The sequence below is a fragment of the Collinsella intestinalis genome, from assembly GCF_902501455.1.
GTDB lineage: Bacteria > Actinomycetota > Coriobacteriia > Coriobacteriales > Coriobacteriaceae > Collinsella > Collinsella intestinalis.
Genome location: NZ_CABWIC010000011.1, coordinates 276,167 through 293,239 on the forward strand (window position 1 = coordinate 276,167; position 17,073 = coordinate 293,239).

Genomic DNA, 17,073 nt, shown 5'->3' on the forward strand with positions numbered 1-17,073 from the left:
GTTTTCCAGACTGGCCGGTAGCAACGCATTCTGGCGCGTAAAACACCTGGTCGTGTGCATCCAAATGGGCCTTATATCTCGAGGAAGCGATAAGTAATTACCAAAAGTCGACGAATTGAAAACGGCGTGCTGAAGAAGTGCATCAATTGGGCTATTTTTGCCTAGCGGATGCATAGCGGCCAGAAGATGTGGCCCGAGGGGTTTTGCGTCATTTCTTTTCAGGCGGACGACCATGCCGTTTTGGATCTTTCGAAAGCGCGGGATTTCGTTTGGAGGGATTGAGACGGTGGTTTTACCTGCAAGAGGTTTTGCTTTCAGAAGGGCTATTGGGGTCGGGCAACGGGCGCGCTGTCGAGATGGCCGATGTTGCAAAAGGAAGGGGCGCCGAAGGTGATCGGCGCCCCTTAAGCGGATATATGTTGTTCCGAGCAACGGGTTAGCAGGCGTCCTGTTCGGCCACAGCTTGCATGGCCACGGCACCGATGAAGTTCACCGGCTGGCAGAAGTTAGGCTGGAAGAACAGGTCGACGTTGGCGAGCTGATCGATGGTGAAACGCGCCTGGATGGCGATGGAGATAGCATTTGCGGCCTCGGCCACGTCGTGGCGGCACAGGAATTGGGCGCCCAGCACGCGACGGGTCTCGGGATCCCAGGTGAGGGTCGCGGTGACCGGCGTGGTGGTGAGCATGAAATCGGGACGGTAGTCCTGGACGATGGTAGTGGAGCGAGCATTCACGCCGCGGGCCTCGGCGCCTGCCTGGGTGAGGCCGCTCGCCGCAAGGGACAGGTCGTAGAGCTGTACGGCGCTGGTTGCCTGCGTGCCCATGTACTTCTGCACGGGCTCCTCGATATTGGCAGCCACGAGCAGGGCCTGGCGCACGGCGTTGGTGGCCAGCGGGATGTAGTCATAGGTGCCGGTGGGGTTGTAGAGCACGGTGCAGGAGTCGCCGGCGGCGAGGATGTCGGAGCTGGCCTCGGTGCTGCCGGCCGGGAATGCGCGCATGTACTCGTCGGTCTTGATGGCGCCGTTGGGAAGGGTTTCGAGCTGGCCCTCGAACAGATCGGTGCGGGGAAGGAAACCGGCGCCCATGATGGCGTAGTCGACATCGTATTCACCGGCGGTGGTCACGACGGTGACACCGGCACCGCTCTCGTTCAGGCGGAACTCGGTGACCATCTGGCCCAGTGCGAGCTCCACGCCGTGCTCGGCGTACACGGCTTCGACCTGCTCGGTGATGGGCGCATCGAAGTTTTTGGCGAGCGCGCGATCGAGGCCGTCGATGAGGGTGGCGCGCACCCCGGCCTCACTGAACTGCTCGACAAGCTCAGCGCCGATGTATCCTGCGCCGATCACGGCGACAGAATCCGCCTGCATGGCGTTCTCCTTGATGGCCTTGCCGTGGTCCCAGTTCTTGCACAGCATCACACGGCCATCTTCAAGTCCCTCGGCCAGACCGGGGATGGGCGGGGTGACGGGCTTGGAGCCGGTCGTGACGACGAGCTTGTCAAAAACGTAGGTCGACTCCTCGCCGCTGGTGAGGTCGCGCGCCACGAGAGACTTGCCGGCGACATCAACGGAAAGCACGTCGTGCTGCATGTGCATCTGCGCGCCGAGCTCGGCGAGAGCTGCGGGGGAGGAGTAGAACATGCGGTTGGGGTCGCTCACATGACCGCCGACCCACAGCGCGATGCCGCAGGAGAGGAACGACAGGGTGTCGTTGCGCTCGAAGACGTGCACGGTCCAATCCGGGTGCGCGGTGAGGATTGACTGAGCGGCGAACGTGCCGGCGTGCGTGCAGCCAACAACGGCGACGGTTTTAGGGGTGGAGGCGGTGGTCATGGTGACTCCTTCGAGGAAAAACGTGTCAGCACTATAAATGATACAAAAAAGCAAACAGTTAGCAAGGGCAAACTGGTAAACGGGTCGGAGCGGCCGGGCAGTGTGCGGCGCCACGACCGTATGCGGTAAGATTTTGCCGAATAAGCCAAGCGAACCATGCGACACGAACAGGAGTGCATATGTCTTTTGTCACAAAAGCCACGGCCCCGGCCATGACGGCAGCCGAGGACCTGCTCGACTTCATCGCCGAGAGCCCCACGATGTTTCACAGCGCCGCGGCTATCCGCGCGCGTTTGGATGCGGCTGGTTTCACATACCTGAGCGAGGGCGCCGCATGGGAGGTGCGCCCGGGAGGCGCGTACTACACGCAGCGCAACGGATCGAGCGTTGTGGCCTGGCGTGTGGGCGAGCGTGTGGCCGCTCCGGGTTTTGCCTCCGATGCTGCCAAAGCCGCCGACCGTGTCGCCGGATCCGTCGATGTCGCTGCTGGATCGGCCGGTGACAGCGCCCCGTACCACTTCCAGCTCACAGCCTCGCATTCCGACTCCCCTTGCTTCAAGGTAAAGACGAATGGCGAGCTCGAAGGTCCCGCCGGTTATGTGCGTCTGGACACCGAGGCTTACGGCGGCATGATGGACTACACCTGGTTCGACCGCCCGCTTTCGCTCGCCGGACGCGTGTTGGTGCGAGAGGGCGCGCGCATCGAGAGCCGTCTTGTGGCCCTCAACCGAGATGTCGCGCTTATCCCGAGCCTTGCAATCCACATGGACGGCGGCGTGAACAAGGGCTTCGCCCCCAATCGCGCATGCGATTTGTTCCCGCTGCTCTCCGCGGGCGACTTGGCGAACGGCTCGCTCGACATGATCGTGGCCGATGCCCTCGAGATCGATCCCGCCCAAATCATGTCGCGCGACCTGTTCCTGGTCAACCGTGAGCGCGGCTGCGTGTGGGGTGTCACCGGCGAGTTCATTTCCTCGCCCCGTCTCGACGACCTCATGTGCGCCTACACTTCGCTCGTCGCCTTTATGAACGGCGGGAACGAGCATACCGTCTCGGTCTATGCGTGTTTCGACAACGAGGAGGTCGGCTCCGAAACCAAGCAGGGTGCTGCCTCGACGCTTTTGGCCGACACCCTTTCCCGCGTGAACGCCGCTTTGGGCTTCGGCCCCGAGGAGTACGTCCGCGCGCTCTCCGCTTCCATGCTCGTGAGCTGCGACAACGCGCATGCGCAGCATCCCGCGCACCCCGAGCTCGCCGATAGCCTCCATGCCCCGCAGATGAACGGCGGCATCGTGGTGAAGGAGGCGGCCAACCAGCACTATTGCACCGACGCTTTCAGCCGTGCCGCGTTCACCGCCGTGCTCGACGACGCCGAGATCCCGCATCAGGCGTTTGCGAACCGCAGCGACAAGGCGGGTGGCTCCACGCTCGGCAATATTTCGAACATGCAGGTGAGCGTGCACGGAGTCGATGTCGGGTGTGCCCAGCTCTCGATGCATTCGTGCATGGAGACGGCCGGGGCCCGCGATGTTGACCTTGCCATCGAGGCGCTCACGGCGTTTTACGATACGAACGTCCGCATCGACGGTGCCGATTCGATTGAGCTCGGCTAGACGAGTATCAACCCAACAGACACGAACCTCGATAAAGGGGCGGCGCACCACATTGGATGCGCCGCCCTTTTCCGTGTCGGTTTATCGGATGAAGCTCGTGAAGGGCCCGACTTCCCGATCGGGTAGGCCGATTCCGGCCTCGCGCCCCGCCTCGAGGGATTTGAGCAGCCAGGCCATGTTGCGCCCGAGTTGCCTCATCGTCCACAGTCCTTCCTGGTCCTGTTCGACCTCTTCGGGCGTGCATCCATGGACCATGTTCCAGTAGCGAGAGCTCACAATGGGCATGTTCGAGATGGTGAAGAACTTCTGCATGTCGTCGAGGGCGGCTGTGGTGCCGGCGCGGCGGGCGGACGCGATGGCCGCGGCGGGCTTGAAGCTCAGTACGTCGGGCGCGCCCGCTTTGCCGTTGGAGTAGAACAGGCGGTCCATAAAGCCCATGAGGGAGCTGGCGGCATGGGCATAGTGGACGGGCGCGCCGAAGACGAATCCGTCCGCCTCCTCGGCAAGCGTGCGAAACTCGTTGACGGCATCGTCGAAGATGCAAGCGCCGGTCTCGCGGCAACGCCCGCACGCCATGCAGCCGGCGGCGGGCTTGGCGCCGATCCAGAAGATCTCGCTTTCGATTCCATGCGCATCAAGCGTCGTGGCGACTTCGGCAAGCGCGCGGTGGGTGCAGCCGTTCTTGTGCGGGCTTCCGTTGACGAGTATGACTTTCATGGCGCTTCCTCCCTCGTTGCTCCGCATGTATATGCGGCCATTGTCTGCGTTCTCATCAGTTTAGTTCGTTCTGCGGCGATACGGCGCGGGCCTTGATGGGCATCTGGTATAGTTCCGCAGGTGAAAGAAATGAATGGGCGAGGATTTGCTGCGCCCATATGAGAAAGGAGCGCCCATGATCAAGGAGCTCGTGAAGGATGAGGCCATCCTCTCCACCCCGTGTGAGCCCGCCACCGCCGCCGACGCGGAGATCGCGCAGGACCTGGTGGATACCCTGCTGTCCATCGAGGACGCCGCCTGCCTGGCTGCCAACCAGATCGGTGTGACCAAGGCCATCTGTGCCCTGGCCGACGACGAGGGCAACACGCTCGTGATGTACAACCCCAAGGTCCTGTTCGGCATGGGTGCCTTCAAGGCCGAGGAGAGCTGTCTCACCCGCGAGGGTTCCGTCAGGGTGACTCGTTTCGTCAAGATCAAGGTCGCATACGACGAGCTGGTCGACGGCGAGCTCAAGCCGCGCAAGCGCGACTTTGTCGAGTGGCCCGCCGAGCTCATCCAGCACATGTGCGACCACTGCCAGGGCAAGCTGGTTTAAGTTGCCCAACAGGCAAATCGTTCCACATGGACATACCCGGACTTGGATGTTGCCCTGCTCTGCGTTTTGCCCGTGCTCTGATTTGCTCTGCATCTCTAACCTTAAAACCCGGAGCATCCGACCGATAGCGGTTCTGGATGGTCCGGGTTTTTACGTGTGATGGAGATCGCGGCAGCTCTGAGTGCCCGTTTCGACGAGAACGGACAGAGTGCGAGAGTGGGCGGGGCGATTATGACGTTCGACGCACACGCACTGCGGTGCCGCAAGCGGTGGTCATGATCATCTCGGCAAAGGTCTCGTATCCCACGTTCGCGCCAATGACTGCGTTGGCCCCGAGCGCCTCGGCGCGCTGCGACATCTCACGCAGGACCTCCTCGCGCGCCTGGGCCATTTCGTCTTCATGTCCTGCAGATCGCCCGCCGAACACGTTGCGCAGCCCGGCGCCGATATCGCGGAACATGTTGATGCCGCTCACGGCCTCGCCAGTGACGATTCCGAGGTATTCGACCACCTCGTAGCCGTCGAGGTTGTTGGTGGTAGTGATGGTTAGCATGGTTCCTCCTTTTGACGGTACTTTCTTATATCCAGCCGTGCGTTTTGGAAGAAGTGGTCAAAAAGGGTTGATAGTGCGCCGAACGGCGACGTGATCGAAAACATGTATAGTCGTTGGTTTGATGAATCCGCAGGTCGCGCAAGGGTGTGCTTCGGGCGCGTGGCCCGCGTGGGGGCAACCATCGAGTACGTCCCGCAATCGTTCAAACGAATCCAGGGGTTTTGTTGGGGGCAGACTGCATGGTCGGCGCACAATTAGGGTATTTTGACCAGAAATTGGAAAACGTACGAAAAGGAGGCGAAATCGTATGCAAATCGATGCCAATCTTATGCAATCTCTCATATGGGCCGCGATGGGCTGCGGCTTCACCTGGTTCATGACCACAGCCGGCTCGGCCGTGGTGTTCTTCTTCCGCAAGGACCGCGCCGTCACCCATCGCATCTTCCTCGGGTTCGCCGCGGGTGTCATGATCGCTGCGAGCGTCTGGTCATTGCTCAATCCTGCCATCGAGCAGGCCGAAGAGCTCGGCCAGGTCGGCTGGATCCCGGCGGCGGGTGGTTTCTTGCTCGGGGTGGCGTTCCTCATGGCGCTCGACACCTTCCTGCCCCATCTTCATATGGAGGGCGATGAGCCCGAGGGCGTCAAGACGAGTTGGAAACGCACCACGTTGCTCGTTTCTGCTGTGACTTTGCACAACATTCCGGAGGGAATGAGCGTTGGCCTGTTGTTCGCGATGGCGGGCCAGAGTTCGGGCCCTGAGCGGACGGCGTATCTCGGCATGGCCGTGGCGCTTGCTATCGGCATGGGCTTGCAGAACTTTCCCGAGGGCGCGGCGATTTCCCTGCCGTTGCGACGCGAGGGGATGAGTCGAGGCAAGGCGTTTGTGATGGGCAGCCTGTCCGGTATCGTCGAACCGATCTTCGGCATTCTCGTGGTTCTGGTGAGCACGCAGATCGCGCCGTTCATGCCTTGGATGCTCGCCTTTGCCGCTGGCGCGATGATCTACGTCGTCGTTGAAGAGCTGATTCCTGAGGCGCATCTTGGGGAGCATTCGAACATCGGCACGTTGGGGGTCATCGCGGGCTTCGTGGTCATGATGGTGCTCGACGTCGCATTGGGTTAGTCAGTCGGCAAGCGGCGGTGTATCGATCATCGAAAAAGGCCCTCGGGAGTCCCGAGGGCCTTTCCTTGATATGTGCGATGCCGCTACTTGTCGCTGCTGCCACCTGCCGCTACTTGCCGTTGCGCGTGTCAGACCCGTGGCGCGCCTCGCGGATCTCGCGTGCGGCGGCGACTCGGGCTTCGCGTGCGTCCCGCAAGGCGTTGTGCGCGCCGACCGTCTTGCTGCGCGCGCCGCGCAGCGTCTCGGCGAGCTGCGGGTTCGTTTCGGCCACACGCGTCACGAGCGGTCCGTCCAGCTCCTCTTGCGTGGGCTCGGACAGGAAGTCGATGGCGTATTGGGCAGCGACCATGGAGCCCTTGACGAGAACCGACTCGTCTACCTTGAAGAAGCACGAATGTTGGGCGAACGTCGCCCCGATCTGCGGATTGCGGCAGCCCACGAACGCCAGCACGCCCGGAACTCGGCTCAGGTATTCGGAGAAGTCCTCTCCCGACATGGTGCCGCGGTAGCTGCCAACGCCCTCGGACCCGAGCGTTTTGAGGACCGCCTGGCGGCAACGCTCGCTTGCGACGGGTTCGTTTTCGACCTTGTAGTTGGCGATGGTGTAGTCGGAGAGCTCGGCTTCGGCGCCATGAGCCTGCGCGATATGCACCGCGATGCGTTCGATGAGCGCGGGCATGAGCTCATGGGTCGCCGTGGAATAGGTACGCACAGTGCCCTCCATGTGGGCCTCGCCCGCGATGACGTTGCGCGCGCTACCGGCGTGAAGCTTGCCCACGGTGACCACGGCGGGCTCGTAGGGGGAGAGCTCGCGGCTCACGATGGTCTGCAGCGCATTCACGATTTCGGCGGCGACCATCACGGCGTCGCTGCCACGCTGCGGCATGGCGCCGTGGCAGGACGTGCCGTGCACGTCCACACGGAACCAATCGGTGTTGGCCATGCGCGGACCGGGCTCGCAGCTGATGGTACCTGCATCGACCTCGCTCCAGATGTGCATGGCAAACGCGCCGTCGACACCCTCGCATACGCCGGCCTCGCACATCATGCGTCCGCCGGAGCCGTTCTCCTCGGAAGGCTGGAACACAACGCGGATTTCGCCGTGGATGTCGTCGGTCATGTGGCGCAGAACCTGTAGGGCGCCGAGCATCATGGCGATATGGCAATCGTGGCCGCAGGCGTGCATGCAACCTTCGTTGACGCTCGCGAATTCGTCGTCGGTACGCTCGGTGACGGGCAGCGCGTCGATGTCGGCGCGCATGAGCAGGCGCCGGCGCGGCGTGCCGTCCTCGCGATAAGCGTCCGGCGCGGTTCCGCGCAACGTCGCAACGAGGCCGGTCTCGAGCGGCTGCTCGTAGGGGATATTCATGGCGTCGAGTTGGCCGGCGATATCGGAGGTGGTCCGCACCTCTTGAAGGCTCAGCTCGGGGTGTTTATGGAAGTGGCGGCGCTGCTTGATGATGTAGGGCTCGAACTCGGCGGCGATGTCTTGAATCGCCGCGGTGACCTGGTCGGCATCGCGGTGCTCTTTGTGGGCCATGATTTGCTGTGCTCTGGTCTTGGGCATGGTATCCACCTTGCTTTTCGAGGGGCGCTTCGGCGCCCACGCCTATCTGCTGCCTTCTACCATACTCCTTGAAATACGAAAACGGGCTGCCGATATCGCTGGGGCCCAGAAGACGAACCGCCTCCCATCTCGTGAGCATGAGAGACGGGAGGCGGTTCAAGTTCGTGACCCTGACGAGGTGCCGGTTATTTTTTTAAGCGCTTACTGGTTTTCGGAAGTAGTGGGCTCGTCCGTTGCGCTCGGCGCATCCGCCGCGACGGGCGCCGTGGTTTTCTCATCGGTGGCCTTATCGTTGTCGCCCTTAACGCGTTTGGCGATCTTCTTGGCGCTGCGCTTGAGATTGGTGAAGAGGCCGCCGGCGGGATGTGCGGCGTTGAAGGCGTCACGCTTGTCGCGCTTCAGGCGCTCCTCGACCAAGATCTCACCGTAATCGGCGAGGAACTTGTCGTAGAACTCGACGGCCCCATCGATGTCCTCCTGGTTGGGGCGCCCCTTGTTCATGCCGCCCACGAACTTGTACGGACCGAAGGTGTCAAAGCCGGGGCAGCCGTAGGTGCACATGAGGGTCGCCATCTTCATGCGGCACACGCCGTCGAGGTCGCCGCCATTGAACTTGGCGGCGCCGCCGTAGGTCATGAGGCCGATCACGTTGTCGCCGTCGCGCAGGCAGTGGTCGCATACGCGCAGGACATCCTTGTCGAACTTGGTGTAATAAATACCAGAGCCGACGATGATGATGTGATAGGGGGAGAGGTCGGGATACTCCTCCTTGCCGAGCGTCGCAACATCGATGGTGTCGATCTCGGGGTGGGCGGCGACCAGGGCGTCGACGAGCTTCTTGGTGTTGCCGTGGTGCTTGGACCTGTAGAGGATGACCGTTCTTGGATCCATGGTCGGGCCTTTCGTGATGAGCGGGTTGGCGTGGTCGGGCGTGCGGGCCCGTGCCCACGGCGGTTACGAGTGCATGGGCGCGCGAACCGCAAGTGGATGAATCAATTGAGGCAGCTGGCAGTAAAACGAGTCAAACCAACTACTTGGAAAAAAGATACCAATCAATTCAAATCTTCATAATTGTATAACCAGTGGCACATTTAGCCAGCAGGTTTACGGGCGAACATGCTGGAAGCAGAGAACCTGCGCAAACGCTTACAGGGCGTTAAACGGTAGCGAATATGCAGTTGAGCACAACCAGAAGGGGTGAACGGTCGATTTTAACCGATGAACGGTTCGAGACCGGAAAAGCCCGAAATGTCGGAAACAGAACATTCACAACTGGTATAGTGAATAGCGACTTGTTACGTGGTTACTACCAGTGCCGCACCAAATAACGCGGCGGGAACAGGAAAGAGGGATTAATGGTCGGTTTTATTTTGACTGGTCATGGCAACTTCGCCAATGGCATCAAGAGCGCGCTCGATATGGTCGCTGGTGATCAGGAGGCGTTCGAGATCGTTCCCTTCGAGGGTTCCCAGGCTGCCACCTATGGTGACGACCTACGTGCCGCCATCACCAAGATGCGCGGTGAGTGCGAGGAGGGCGTTATCGTCTTCGTCGACCTGCTCGGCGGCACTCCCTTCAACCAGTCCATGATGATCGCCAACGATGTCGACAAGCTCGAGATCGTGACCGGCTCCAATCTTCCCATGATCATCGAGCTGCTCTTCGCCCGCAACGGCGCCACCGACGTGACCGCTCTCGCCGAGCAGGCCGTCACCGTGGGCCAGCAGGCCGTCACCCGTCAGTCCCTGGCTTCCGTCATGGGCGCCGCTGACGAGGACACCGCCGAGGACGGCATCTAATGGAGAACTTCGGGCAGAACGTTCTCGCCTCCTCCGTCGCCCTGCTGCTCATCATGGCGGTCATGGGCGTCGTCTACTTCATCTGGTCCAAGGCCAACATGAAGAAGAAGGTCAAGTACTTCGAGCACATCCACACCGACCTGGCACCTGGCCAGCGTGTGATGTTCGGCGGCGGCATCTTCGGCGACGTGAAGAGCGTGCAAGGTGACGTTGTCGAGGTCAAGGTCCGCTCCGGCGCGACGCTCGACGTCTCCCGCTACGCGATCCAAGAGATCGTCAAGTAGCTTAAAGAGATCAAGCCTCGCCGATAAGAGGCTCAATCCCTTAGGTAGTAAAGGCCAGTACGCGAATACGAAAGGACGGATCGCAATGGCAGAGCCCAATATCCTTCTCACCCGTATCGACAATCGACTGATCCACGGTCAGGTTGCCACCCAGTGGAACTCCACCCTGGGTTCCAACCTCATCCTCGTTGCCAATGACGAGGTCTCCACGAACACCATGCGCCAGAACCTCATGAAGATGGCTGCTCCCACCGGTGTTCAGACCCGCTTCTTCTCCATCCAGAAGACCATCGACGTGATCCACAAGGCCTCCCCGGCCCAGAAGATCTTCATCGTGCTCGACTCTCCTCAGGACGCGCTCAAGCTCGTCGAGGGCGGCGTGCCGATCAAGAAGCTCAACATCGGCAACATGCACATGGCCGAGGGCAAGCGTCAGGTCGCTACCACCGTCGCCGTCAACGACGACGACGTGGAGTGCTTCCGCAAGCTCCAGGAGCATGGCGTCGAGCTTTCCATCCAGCGCGTGCCCAGCACGCCCGTTGAGGATACCAACAAGCTGTTCGCGTAATTTGGGGGTTTAGCGAACCAGTTTGTTTGTATACGGGATGAAATCATCCCGGTCGTTAATCTCGTACGAGAAAGTACATTTGAAAGGAGGAGCAAAAGATGGACGTGAATTTCCTTCAGATCGCCCTGGTCTTCCTGGTGACCTTCGTTGCCGCTATCGACCAGTTCGACTTTACGGAGTCCCTGTACCAGCCTATCGTCACCGGCCCGATCATCGGCGCTATCCTCGGCGATGTGCAGACCGGCCTCGTGGTTGGTGGTACCTACCAGCTCATGACCATTGGTAACATGCCTATTGGTGGTGCTCAGCCGCCGAACGCTGTTATTGGTGGCATTATGGCAGCCGTCTTTGCCTGCACCCTCGACATGGATCCCAACGTCGCCGTTGCGACCGCGATTCCGTTCGCCCTGCTCGGCCAGTACGGTGTGACCTTGTTCTTCACCCTTCGTGCCCCGATGATGGAGTCCTTCCGCGCCGCGGCTGTGAAGGCTGACACCAAGGCCATCACCAAGCTGACCGTCGTGTCCGAGATCATCCTCGGCCTCATCTTCGCCGCGATCGTCACCTTGTTCTTCGTCGGTGGCCTCACCGCCGGCCAGGCTGTCGTCTCCGCCATCCCCGCATGGCTCAACGCTGGTCTGTCCGCCGCTGGTGGCATGATGAAGTTCGTCGGCTTCGCGATCCTGCTGAAGATCATGATGTCCCGCGACATGTGGGCCTTCTTCCTGCTCGGCTTTGGTCTCACCACCATCGTGCACGGCATCCCCGCGCTCGCCAAGCCTGAGCTCCTGATCATGGCCATCATTGGCTTCGGTATCGCTTTCTGGGACTTCCAGCAGCAGACCGAGCTCAAGGGCGCTTCTTTTGACGGAGGTGATATGAGCGATGGCATCTAATGAGTTTGTCGTCCCCGCGCAGTACGAGGATCTCACTCCTGCGCCGAACGTCGATAAGAAGACGCTCAACCGCATGGTCTGGCGCTCCTACTGGCTCCAGTCCTCGTTCAACTACGAGACCATGCAGTCCGGTGGCTGGCTGTTCGCCATGGTCCCCGGTCTCGAGAAGGTTCACACCAACAAGAACGACCTTTCTGCGTCGATGTACCACAACCTGGACTTCATCAACACGCACCCGTTCCTGGTCACCTTCGTTATGGGTATCGTTCTCTCCCTCGAGCAGAACAAGGTCGATACCCAGACCATCCGCTCCGTGCGTATTTCCGCTGCCTCCCCGCTGGGCGGCATCGGTGACGCCCTGTTCTGGCTGACGCTCGTGCCGATCACGGCCGGCATCACCTCGAACATGGCCATCGAGGGCAACATCATTGCCCCGCTCATCTTCCTCGTGGTCTTCCACGCCGCTCTGTTCGCTTGCCGCTTCGGCCTCATGAACTGGGCTTACAAGATGGGCACCTCTGCCATCGACTCCCTGACCTCCAACATGCAGGCCTTCACCCGCGCTGCCGCCATCATGGGCTGCTTCGTGGTTGGCGCCCTGACGGTCAACATGGGTGGCACCCAGATCAACCTCAACATCCCGAACGGCACCACCCGTGGCCTCGCCGCTCACACCGTTGTGGTTTCCAACGAGGAGGCCGAGAACTTCGACCTCGCCATCGATACCGAGACCGCTGAGCCCGGCTCCCTCGGCATGACCGCTGAGGACGGCACCGCCCTCAAGGCTGCTGACGCCGACGGCAACGCTGTCGACTGCGGTATCGTCGACCTGGGCAACGGCATGAGCTCCGTCACCTACGCTGAGGTTACCGAGACCCCAGTTTCCTTCTCCGTTGCTTCTACGCTCGACACCGTTATGCCTAAGCTCGTTCCTCTGGCGCTCGTCATGCTGCTTTACTTCCTGTTCGCCAAGAAGAACTTCACCCCCATCAAGGGTATCGTTCTGATGCTGGTCATCGGCATCCTTGGCGCCCTGCCGCTCAACGAGTGGCTCGGCCTCACCTGGTGGACTGGTCTCTGGTAATTCCAGCCGACTGATGAGGTGACATCTCCCCCAGATGCGCCTGTAAACCCGGCGTGGGCTTTGCTCTCACGCCGGGTTTTTTTCTAATCATTCCCATCGATTGCAATCGTCTCGTTGAGCGCATTGCGTTCGAATTGACGATTCCCCTTTTGTATCGGAGGCGGTTCTCATGGTGGCAACGGCTCGCAAACAGCCTTTGTATGACCAGCTCGTGGATATTCTTGCCGACAAAATCGAGCATGAGTATCACGCTGGCGACATGATCTCCTCCGAGCGTGAGCTCTCCGAGCGCTATGGTCTGTCCCGCACGACGGTCCGTCTCGCCCTTCAGGAGCTCGAGCGCCTTGGCCTGATCGTTCGCCAGCACGGGCGTGGCACATTCGTGGCCGATCGCTCCGCCCAGACCACTAACCTCATGCAGTCTTACAGTTTTACCGAGCAGATGCGCGAGTTGGGCCGCGATCCGATGACCACCATCCTCGAATTCTGCGATGTCGAGGCTGATAAGAACCTTGCCGAGCATATGGGCGTCCGCCTTGGCGAGAAGCTCTTCAAGCTCAAGCGCCTTCGCTCCGCCGACGGCATGCCGATGATGGTCGAGCGTTCCTACCTTCCCGTTCGCAAGTTCCTGTCCCTCAAGCGCCCCCAGCTTGAGTGCAAGCCGCTCTATGACGTGATTGAGAAGGACTACCACGAAAAGATAAGCGTTGCGGAGGAGGAGTTCTTCGCGAGCATCGCCCGTCCTGCCGATGCCTACCTCTTGGGCATCTCCGAGGGCTCTCCCGTGCTCGATCTGGTTCGAACCACCTATAACAGCTCGAACGAGATCGTCGAGTATACGTTGTCGGTCGCCCGTGCCGACCAGTTCAAGTACAGAGTCCAGCACCGTCGCAGCGAGTAGTTCATGCGTGGGCAGTTGAGGGGATTGCGGGGGAGTGAGAACCGACTCTTTCCCCGGCAGGGTCCTCAACTGCTCAGGCAGGTAATCGTCAATTGTGTCCAACACGTGAAGTCGAGAACTACTGGTTATAACCAGATAACCAACTTATAATGAAAGCCCTTGTAAAACCACAAGTTAAAAAGGAGTGGTATTAATGTTCGAGATGACGACTGACCAGCTCAACGAGATTGGTGGTTTCAACACCACCACTGAGATCAAGCAGCAGCCCGAGCTGTGGCTTGACACCCTGAACATCTACAAGGAGAACCTCGAGGCCATCGAGTCCTTCCTGGCCGAGGCTCGCGCCATGGGCGAGGGTCGCCTCTCCGTCGTGTTCACCGGTGCCGGCACCTCCGACTACGTCGGCGACACCTGCGCTCCCTACCTGCGTCACGCTGGCGACACCAAGCTGTATGACTTCAAGCCCATCGCGACCACCGACATCGTGTCCGCTCCTCGCGATTTCCTGAACCCCGACGAGCCCACCGTGGTTGTCTCCTTTGCCCGTTCCGGCAACAGCCCTGAGTCTCTGGCCGCCGTTCAGGTTGCCAAGACCTTCGTGAAGAACGTCAAGTTCATCAACATCACCTGCGCTCCCGAGGGCAAGCTCGCCGTCGAGTCCGAGGGCGACGCCGATCAGCTCACGCTGCTCATCCCGCGCGCCAATGACAAGGGCTTCGCCATGACCGGCTCCTACAGCTGCATGACCCTGCTCTCCACCCTCATCTTCGACACCGCTTCCCTCGAGCAGAAGACCGCTTGGGTCGAGGCTGCCGCTAAGCTGGGCGAGGACGTCGTCGCTCGCGAGTCCGAGATCGCCGAGTTCCTCTCCGGTGACTTCAACCGCGTGACCTACCTGGGTTCCGGCTCCTTCGTGGGCCTGGCTCAGGAGGCTCAGCTCAAGATCCTCGAGCTTGCTCACGGCCTCGTTGCCACCTCTTGGGACTCCTGCATGGGTTACCGCCACGGGCCGAAGTCCTTCGTCGACGACAAGACCATCGTGTTCGTGTACATGAACAACGACGAGTACACCCGTCAGTACGACCTCGACATCCTGAACGAGATCAACGGCGACCAGATCGCCGCCAAGACCATCGCCATCCAGCAGGACGGCGCCATCAAGTTTGACGGCACCTCCTTCACCTTCGCCGGCGAGGCTCTGCCTGAGGGCTACCTGGCCCTGCCGTTCGTCATGGTCGCGCAGGTCATCTCCCTGCTCAACTCCGTGCGTGTGGGCAACACCCCGGACACCCCGTCCCCGTCCGGCACCGTGAACCGCGTCGTCAAGGGCGTGACCATCCACCCCTTCGAGGCCTAATAGCTCTCGGAATTTCGAATTGAAGGCGCCCGCCCGGTCTGCAAGGACGGGCGGGCGCTTTTCTTGCTGCTCGTTCGTTGCTTTCTGGGTACAAGCCCAGTGCGTGCATCAATATCGTGTTAGGAGAACACATGAGCACTTATGCAATCAAGGCCGATGCCTTCTATCTGCCCACTCGCGTTGCCCGTGGCGGCTACCTCATGGTCGAGGATGGCGTTTTCGGCGAGTATGTGACCGAGGCCCCCGACTGCGAGATTCGCGACTACTCCGGTCACGAGATCGCTCCTGGCTACGTCGACACCCATATCCACGGTTTCGATAACCACGACATCATGGACTGCGAGTCCGAGAGCGTCGCCATCGTGTCCCGTGGCATCCTGCGCAACGGCGTGACCAGCTACCTGCCCACCACGCTCACCGCGAGCACCGAGCAGCTTGAGAAGGCCTGCGCTTCCGTTGCCGAGTACGTTGAGGCCGGCGACGAGACGCCGCACGCCCGTATTCAGGGCATCTTCCTCGAGGGCCCCTTCTTCACCGAGAAGTACAAGGGCGCCCAGAACCCGGCTTACCTCTCCGCCCCCACCATGGAGAAGCTGAACGCCTGGCAGACCGCCGCGCATGGCCTCGTCAAGAAAATCGCCGTCGCCCCTGAGTACGATGGTGCCGTCGAGTTCACCGCCGAGGCCGTCAAGTCCGGCGTCGTCGTGGCCCTCGGTCACTCCGCCGCCACCTGCGAGCAGGCTCAGGCCTGCCTGGACGCGGGCGCCAAGGTCTTCGTCCACACTTATAACGGCATGAGCGGCCTGCATCACCGCGAGCCCGGCATGGTGGGCGCCGCCCTTTCCAGCCAGGATAAGTCCTTCTCCGAGCTCATCTGCGACGGCCATCACGTCAACCCCATCTCCGCGGGTATCGTGATGCACGCCAAGGGCCATGAGCATGTCGCGCTCATCACCGACTGCATGTGCGCCGGTGGCATGCCCGATGGCGACTACTTCCTGGGCGAGCTGCCCGTTGTCGTTGCCGGCGGCACCGCCCGCCTGAAGGACGGCGGCTCTCTGGCCGGCTCCATCCTCAACATGAAGGACGCCGTCAAGAACGTCTACGAGTGGGGCATCGCCACGAAGGCCGAGGCCGTCTACATGGCCACCCAGGCTCCCGCCGAGGCCAACGACATCGCCGACGAGTGCGGTTCCATCCGCCCCGGCCGCAATGCCGACTTCGTGGTCCTCACCGGCGACCTGACCCTCGTCGAGACGTATCTTGGCGGTGAGAGCGTCTACAAGGCGTAAACTACACGTGAGGACACCCTAGACGCGTATGTCTTGAGAAGCGCCACCTCGTTTTGGGGTGGCGCCTTTCGTATGGGTGGGTCCGGTCGATCGATCAGGAGGTCAAGGTACATGGATATGAAAACCGTCGGCATGGTCATGGTGGCTGCGGCATTCGTGTTCACGGTCTACATTGAGGTAAAAAAGCGGACGACCGTCGGAAAACTCGAGACCTACCTCGCCAAGGGCGATTTTGAAAGCTATCTCAAGCTGGTCGACCGCCCGCTTACGAGCATCCTGTATCCAAAGTACAACGTGCTTTTCCTGCGTTTAAACGCGACGATGGCGTTGAGTGACGCTGAGCAGACTGAGCGGACCATCGAGCAGATGGCCAAGCTCAAGATGAGCGATGAGCAACGTCTCGCACTGGCGGTGAAGGCGTTCAACTTCTATGTGGACGTCGAGGACAAACGCAAGGCCAAGGAGGCGCTCAAGTACATCGAGAAGCACGGCGGTAAAGAGGCGGCCGGTGTGAACAGGCGCACGTACGATATCTTCCTCAAGAAATCGAGCGCCTATATTTCAGAGATGGAGCATGCGCTTGAGAAGGCGACTCCGTCCGACGAGGTCATGCTTTGCCAGTTGCTTGCCGTGCAATATGAGAACAAGGGCGATCACGAGAAGGCGGCTGCATACCGTGAGCGCGTCGAGCGCGTCATGGATGCGACGCTTGGCAAGAACGCGGGCGCGCCCGAATAGCGCTTGCGCGGTCGCTCGATGGGCGCCGGGCCTTTAGATTGCTTGCGCCAGCGCTGCCCCAAATCGCCATGATGCACGTTCCGATCAGCGAGAATCAAGCGCCGGAGTGGTGCGGAGCGGTAGAATGGGGAGGCGTGGTGAAAGCC

Annotated in this window: 17 protein-coding genes; 12 read left to right on the plus strand and 5 right to left on the minus strand. The window is 60.9% G+C overall.

The window, feature by feature from the left end; all coding sequences use genetic code 11:
• Positions 1 to 436 precede the first annotated feature (436 nt).
• Entirely contained in the window at positions 437 to 1,840 is a 1,404-nt protein-coding gene (locus tag AOBCEHNH_RS06170) for an FAD-dependent oxidoreductase (protein WP_152063585.1), read from the minus strand.
• A 179-nt stretch (positions 1,841 to 2,019) separates the two neighbouring features.
• On the opposite strand from AOBCEHNH_RS06170, the gene AOBCEHNH_RS06175 reads away from it, so the two are divergent.
• A complete protein-coding gene (locus AOBCEHNH_RS06175; RefSeq protein ID WP_152063586.1) occupies positions 2,020 to 3,453 on the plus strand; it encodes a M18 family aminopeptidase in 1,434 nt (477 codons plus the stop codon).
• An 81-nt stretch (positions 3,454 to 3,534) separates the two neighbouring features.
• Here AOBCEHNH_RS06175 and AOBCEHNH_RS06180 read toward each other — a convergent pair whose 3' ends face one another.
• Complete coding sequence (locus AOBCEHNH_RS06180; RefSeq protein WP_152063587.1) at positions 3,535 to 4,170, minus strand: flavodoxin family protein; 636 nt, start codon at positions 4,168 to 4,170, stop codon at positions 3,535 to 3,537.
• 175 nt (positions 4,171 to 4,345) lie between these two features.
• On the opposite strand from AOBCEHNH_RS06180, the gene AOBCEHNH_RS06185 reads away from it, so the two are divergent.
• A complete protein-coding gene (locus tag AOBCEHNH_RS06185; protein WP_118102479.1) occupies positions 4,346 to 4,765 on the plus strand; it encodes a peptide deformylase in 420 nt (139 codons plus the stop codon).
• 229 nt (positions 4,766 to 4,994) lie between these two features.
• Here AOBCEHNH_RS06185 and AOBCEHNH_RS06190 read toward each other — a convergent pair whose 3' ends face one another.
• Positions 4,995 to 5,318 carry a YbjQ family protein gene (locus AOBCEHNH_RS06190; protein WP_152063588.1) on the minus strand — a complete coding sequence of 108 codons (324 nt, stop codon included), beginning with the start codon at positions 5,316 to 5,318 and terminating at the stop codon, positions 4,995 to 4,997.
• A 307-nt stretch (positions 5,319 to 5,625) separates the two neighbouring features.
• Between AOBCEHNH_RS06190 and AOBCEHNH_RS06195 the strand changes: the two genes are divergently transcribed.
• A complete protein-coding gene (locus AOBCEHNH_RS06195) occupies positions 5,626 to 6,441 on the plus strand; it encodes a ZIP family metal transporter (protein WP_152063589.1) in 816 nt (271 codons plus the stop codon).
• A 109-nt stretch (positions 6,442 to 6,550) separates the two neighbouring features.
• Here AOBCEHNH_RS06195 and AOBCEHNH_RS06200 read toward each other — a convergent pair whose 3' ends face one another.
• Together AOBCEHNH_RS06200 and AOBCEHNH_RS06205 are read right to left on the minus strand one after the other, a co-directional pair.
• The gene (locus tag AOBCEHNH_RS06200) at positions 6,551 to 8,008 is read right to left on the minus strand and encodes a M20 family metallopeptidase (RefSeq protein ID WP_152063590.1); all 1,458 of its coding nucleotides are present in this window, start codon (positions 8,006 to 8,008) and stop codon (positions 6,551 to 6,553) included.
• Between the two features lie 201 nt (positions 8,009 to 8,209).
• Positions 8,210 to 8,899, minus strand: a complete 690-nt coding sequence (locus AOBCEHNH_RS06205) for a flavodoxin domain-containing protein (protein WP_152063591.1) — start codon at positions 8,897 to 8,899, stop codon at positions 8,210 to 8,212.
• Positions 8,900 to 9,363: 464 nt separating this feature from the next.
• Here AOBCEHNH_RS06205 and AOBCEHNH_RS06210 point away from each other — a divergent pair, with 464 nt between their 5' ends.
• The 9 genes from AOBCEHNH_RS06210 (at position 9,364) to AOBCEHNH_RS06250 (ending at position 16,927) form a co-directional block, all read left to right on the plus strand.
• On the plus strand, positions 9,364 to 9,807 hold the full coding sequence (locus AOBCEHNH_RS06210; RefSeq protein WP_006723255.1) for a PTS sugar transporter subunit IIA: 444 nt from the start codon (positions 9,364 to 9,366) through the stop codon (positions 9,805 to 9,807).
• A complete protein-coding gene (gene yajC, locus AOBCEHNH_RS06215) occupies positions 9,807 to 10,091 on the plus strand; it encodes a preprotein translocase subunit YajC (protein WP_006723254.1) in 285 nt (94 codons plus the stop codon). The genes AOBCEHNH_RS06210 and yajC overlap by 1 nt, the downstream gene beginning before the upstream one ends.
• 85 nt (positions 10,092 to 10,176) lie before the next feature.
• The gene (gene agaB / locus AOBCEHNH_RS06220; protein WP_006723253.1) at positions 10,177 to 10,659 is read left to right on the plus strand and encodes a PTS galactosamine transporter subunit IIB; all 483 of its coding nucleotides are present in this window, start codon (positions 10,177 to 10,179) and stop codon (positions 10,657 to 10,659) included.
• Between the two features lie 98 nt (positions 10,660 to 10,757).
• Positions 10,758 to 11,555, plus strand: a complete 798-nt coding sequence (locus tag AOBCEHNH_RS06225; RefSeq protein ID WP_006723252.1) for a PTS mannose/fructose/sorbose/N-acetylgalactosamine transporter subunit IIC — start codon at positions 10,758 to 10,760, stop codon at positions 11,553 to 11,555.
• Positions 11,545 to 12,639 (plus strand): PTS system mannose/fructose/sorbose family transporter subunit IID, encoded by a 1,095-nt coding sequence (locus AOBCEHNH_RS06230; protein WP_152063592.1) that lies wholly within the window; start codon positions 11,545 to 11,547, stop codon positions 12,637 to 12,639. Before AOBCEHNH_RS06225 ends, AOBCEHNH_RS06230 begins: the two co-directional genes overlap by 11 nt.
• 169 nt (positions 12,640 to 12,808) lie before the next feature.
• Positions 12,809 to 13,540: a GntR family transcriptional regulator gene (locus AOBCEHNH_RS06235; RefSeq protein ID WP_006723250.1), complete on the plus strand. Its 732-nt coding sequence runs from the start codon at positions 12,809 to 12,811 to the stop codon at positions 13,538 to 13,540.
• A 193-nt stretch (positions 13,541 to 13,733) separates the two neighbouring features.
• Complete coding sequence (locus AOBCEHNH_RS06240; protein ID WP_006723249.1) at positions 13,734 to 14,897, plus strand: SIS domain-containing protein; 1,164 nt, start codon at positions 13,734 to 13,736, stop codon at positions 14,895 to 14,897.
• A 131-nt stretch (positions 14,898 to 15,028) separates the two neighbouring features.
• Positions 15,029 to 16,189 carry an N-acetylglucosamine-6-phosphate deacetylase gene (nagA, locus tag AOBCEHNH_RS06245; RefSeq protein WP_152063593.1) on the plus strand — a complete coding sequence of 387 codons (1,161 nt, stop codon included), beginning with the start codon at positions 15,029 to 15,031 and terminating at the stop codon, positions 16,187 to 16,189.
• A 111-nt stretch (positions 16,190 to 16,300) separates the two neighbouring features.
• Positions 16,301 to 16,927 carry a BRCT domain-containing protein gene (locus AOBCEHNH_RS06250; RefSeq protein ID WP_152063594.1) on the plus strand — a complete coding sequence of 209 codons (627 nt, stop codon included), beginning with the start codon at positions 16,301 to 16,303 and terminating at the stop codon, positions 16,925 to 16,927.
• Positions 16,928 to 17,073: the final 146 nt, after the last annotated feature.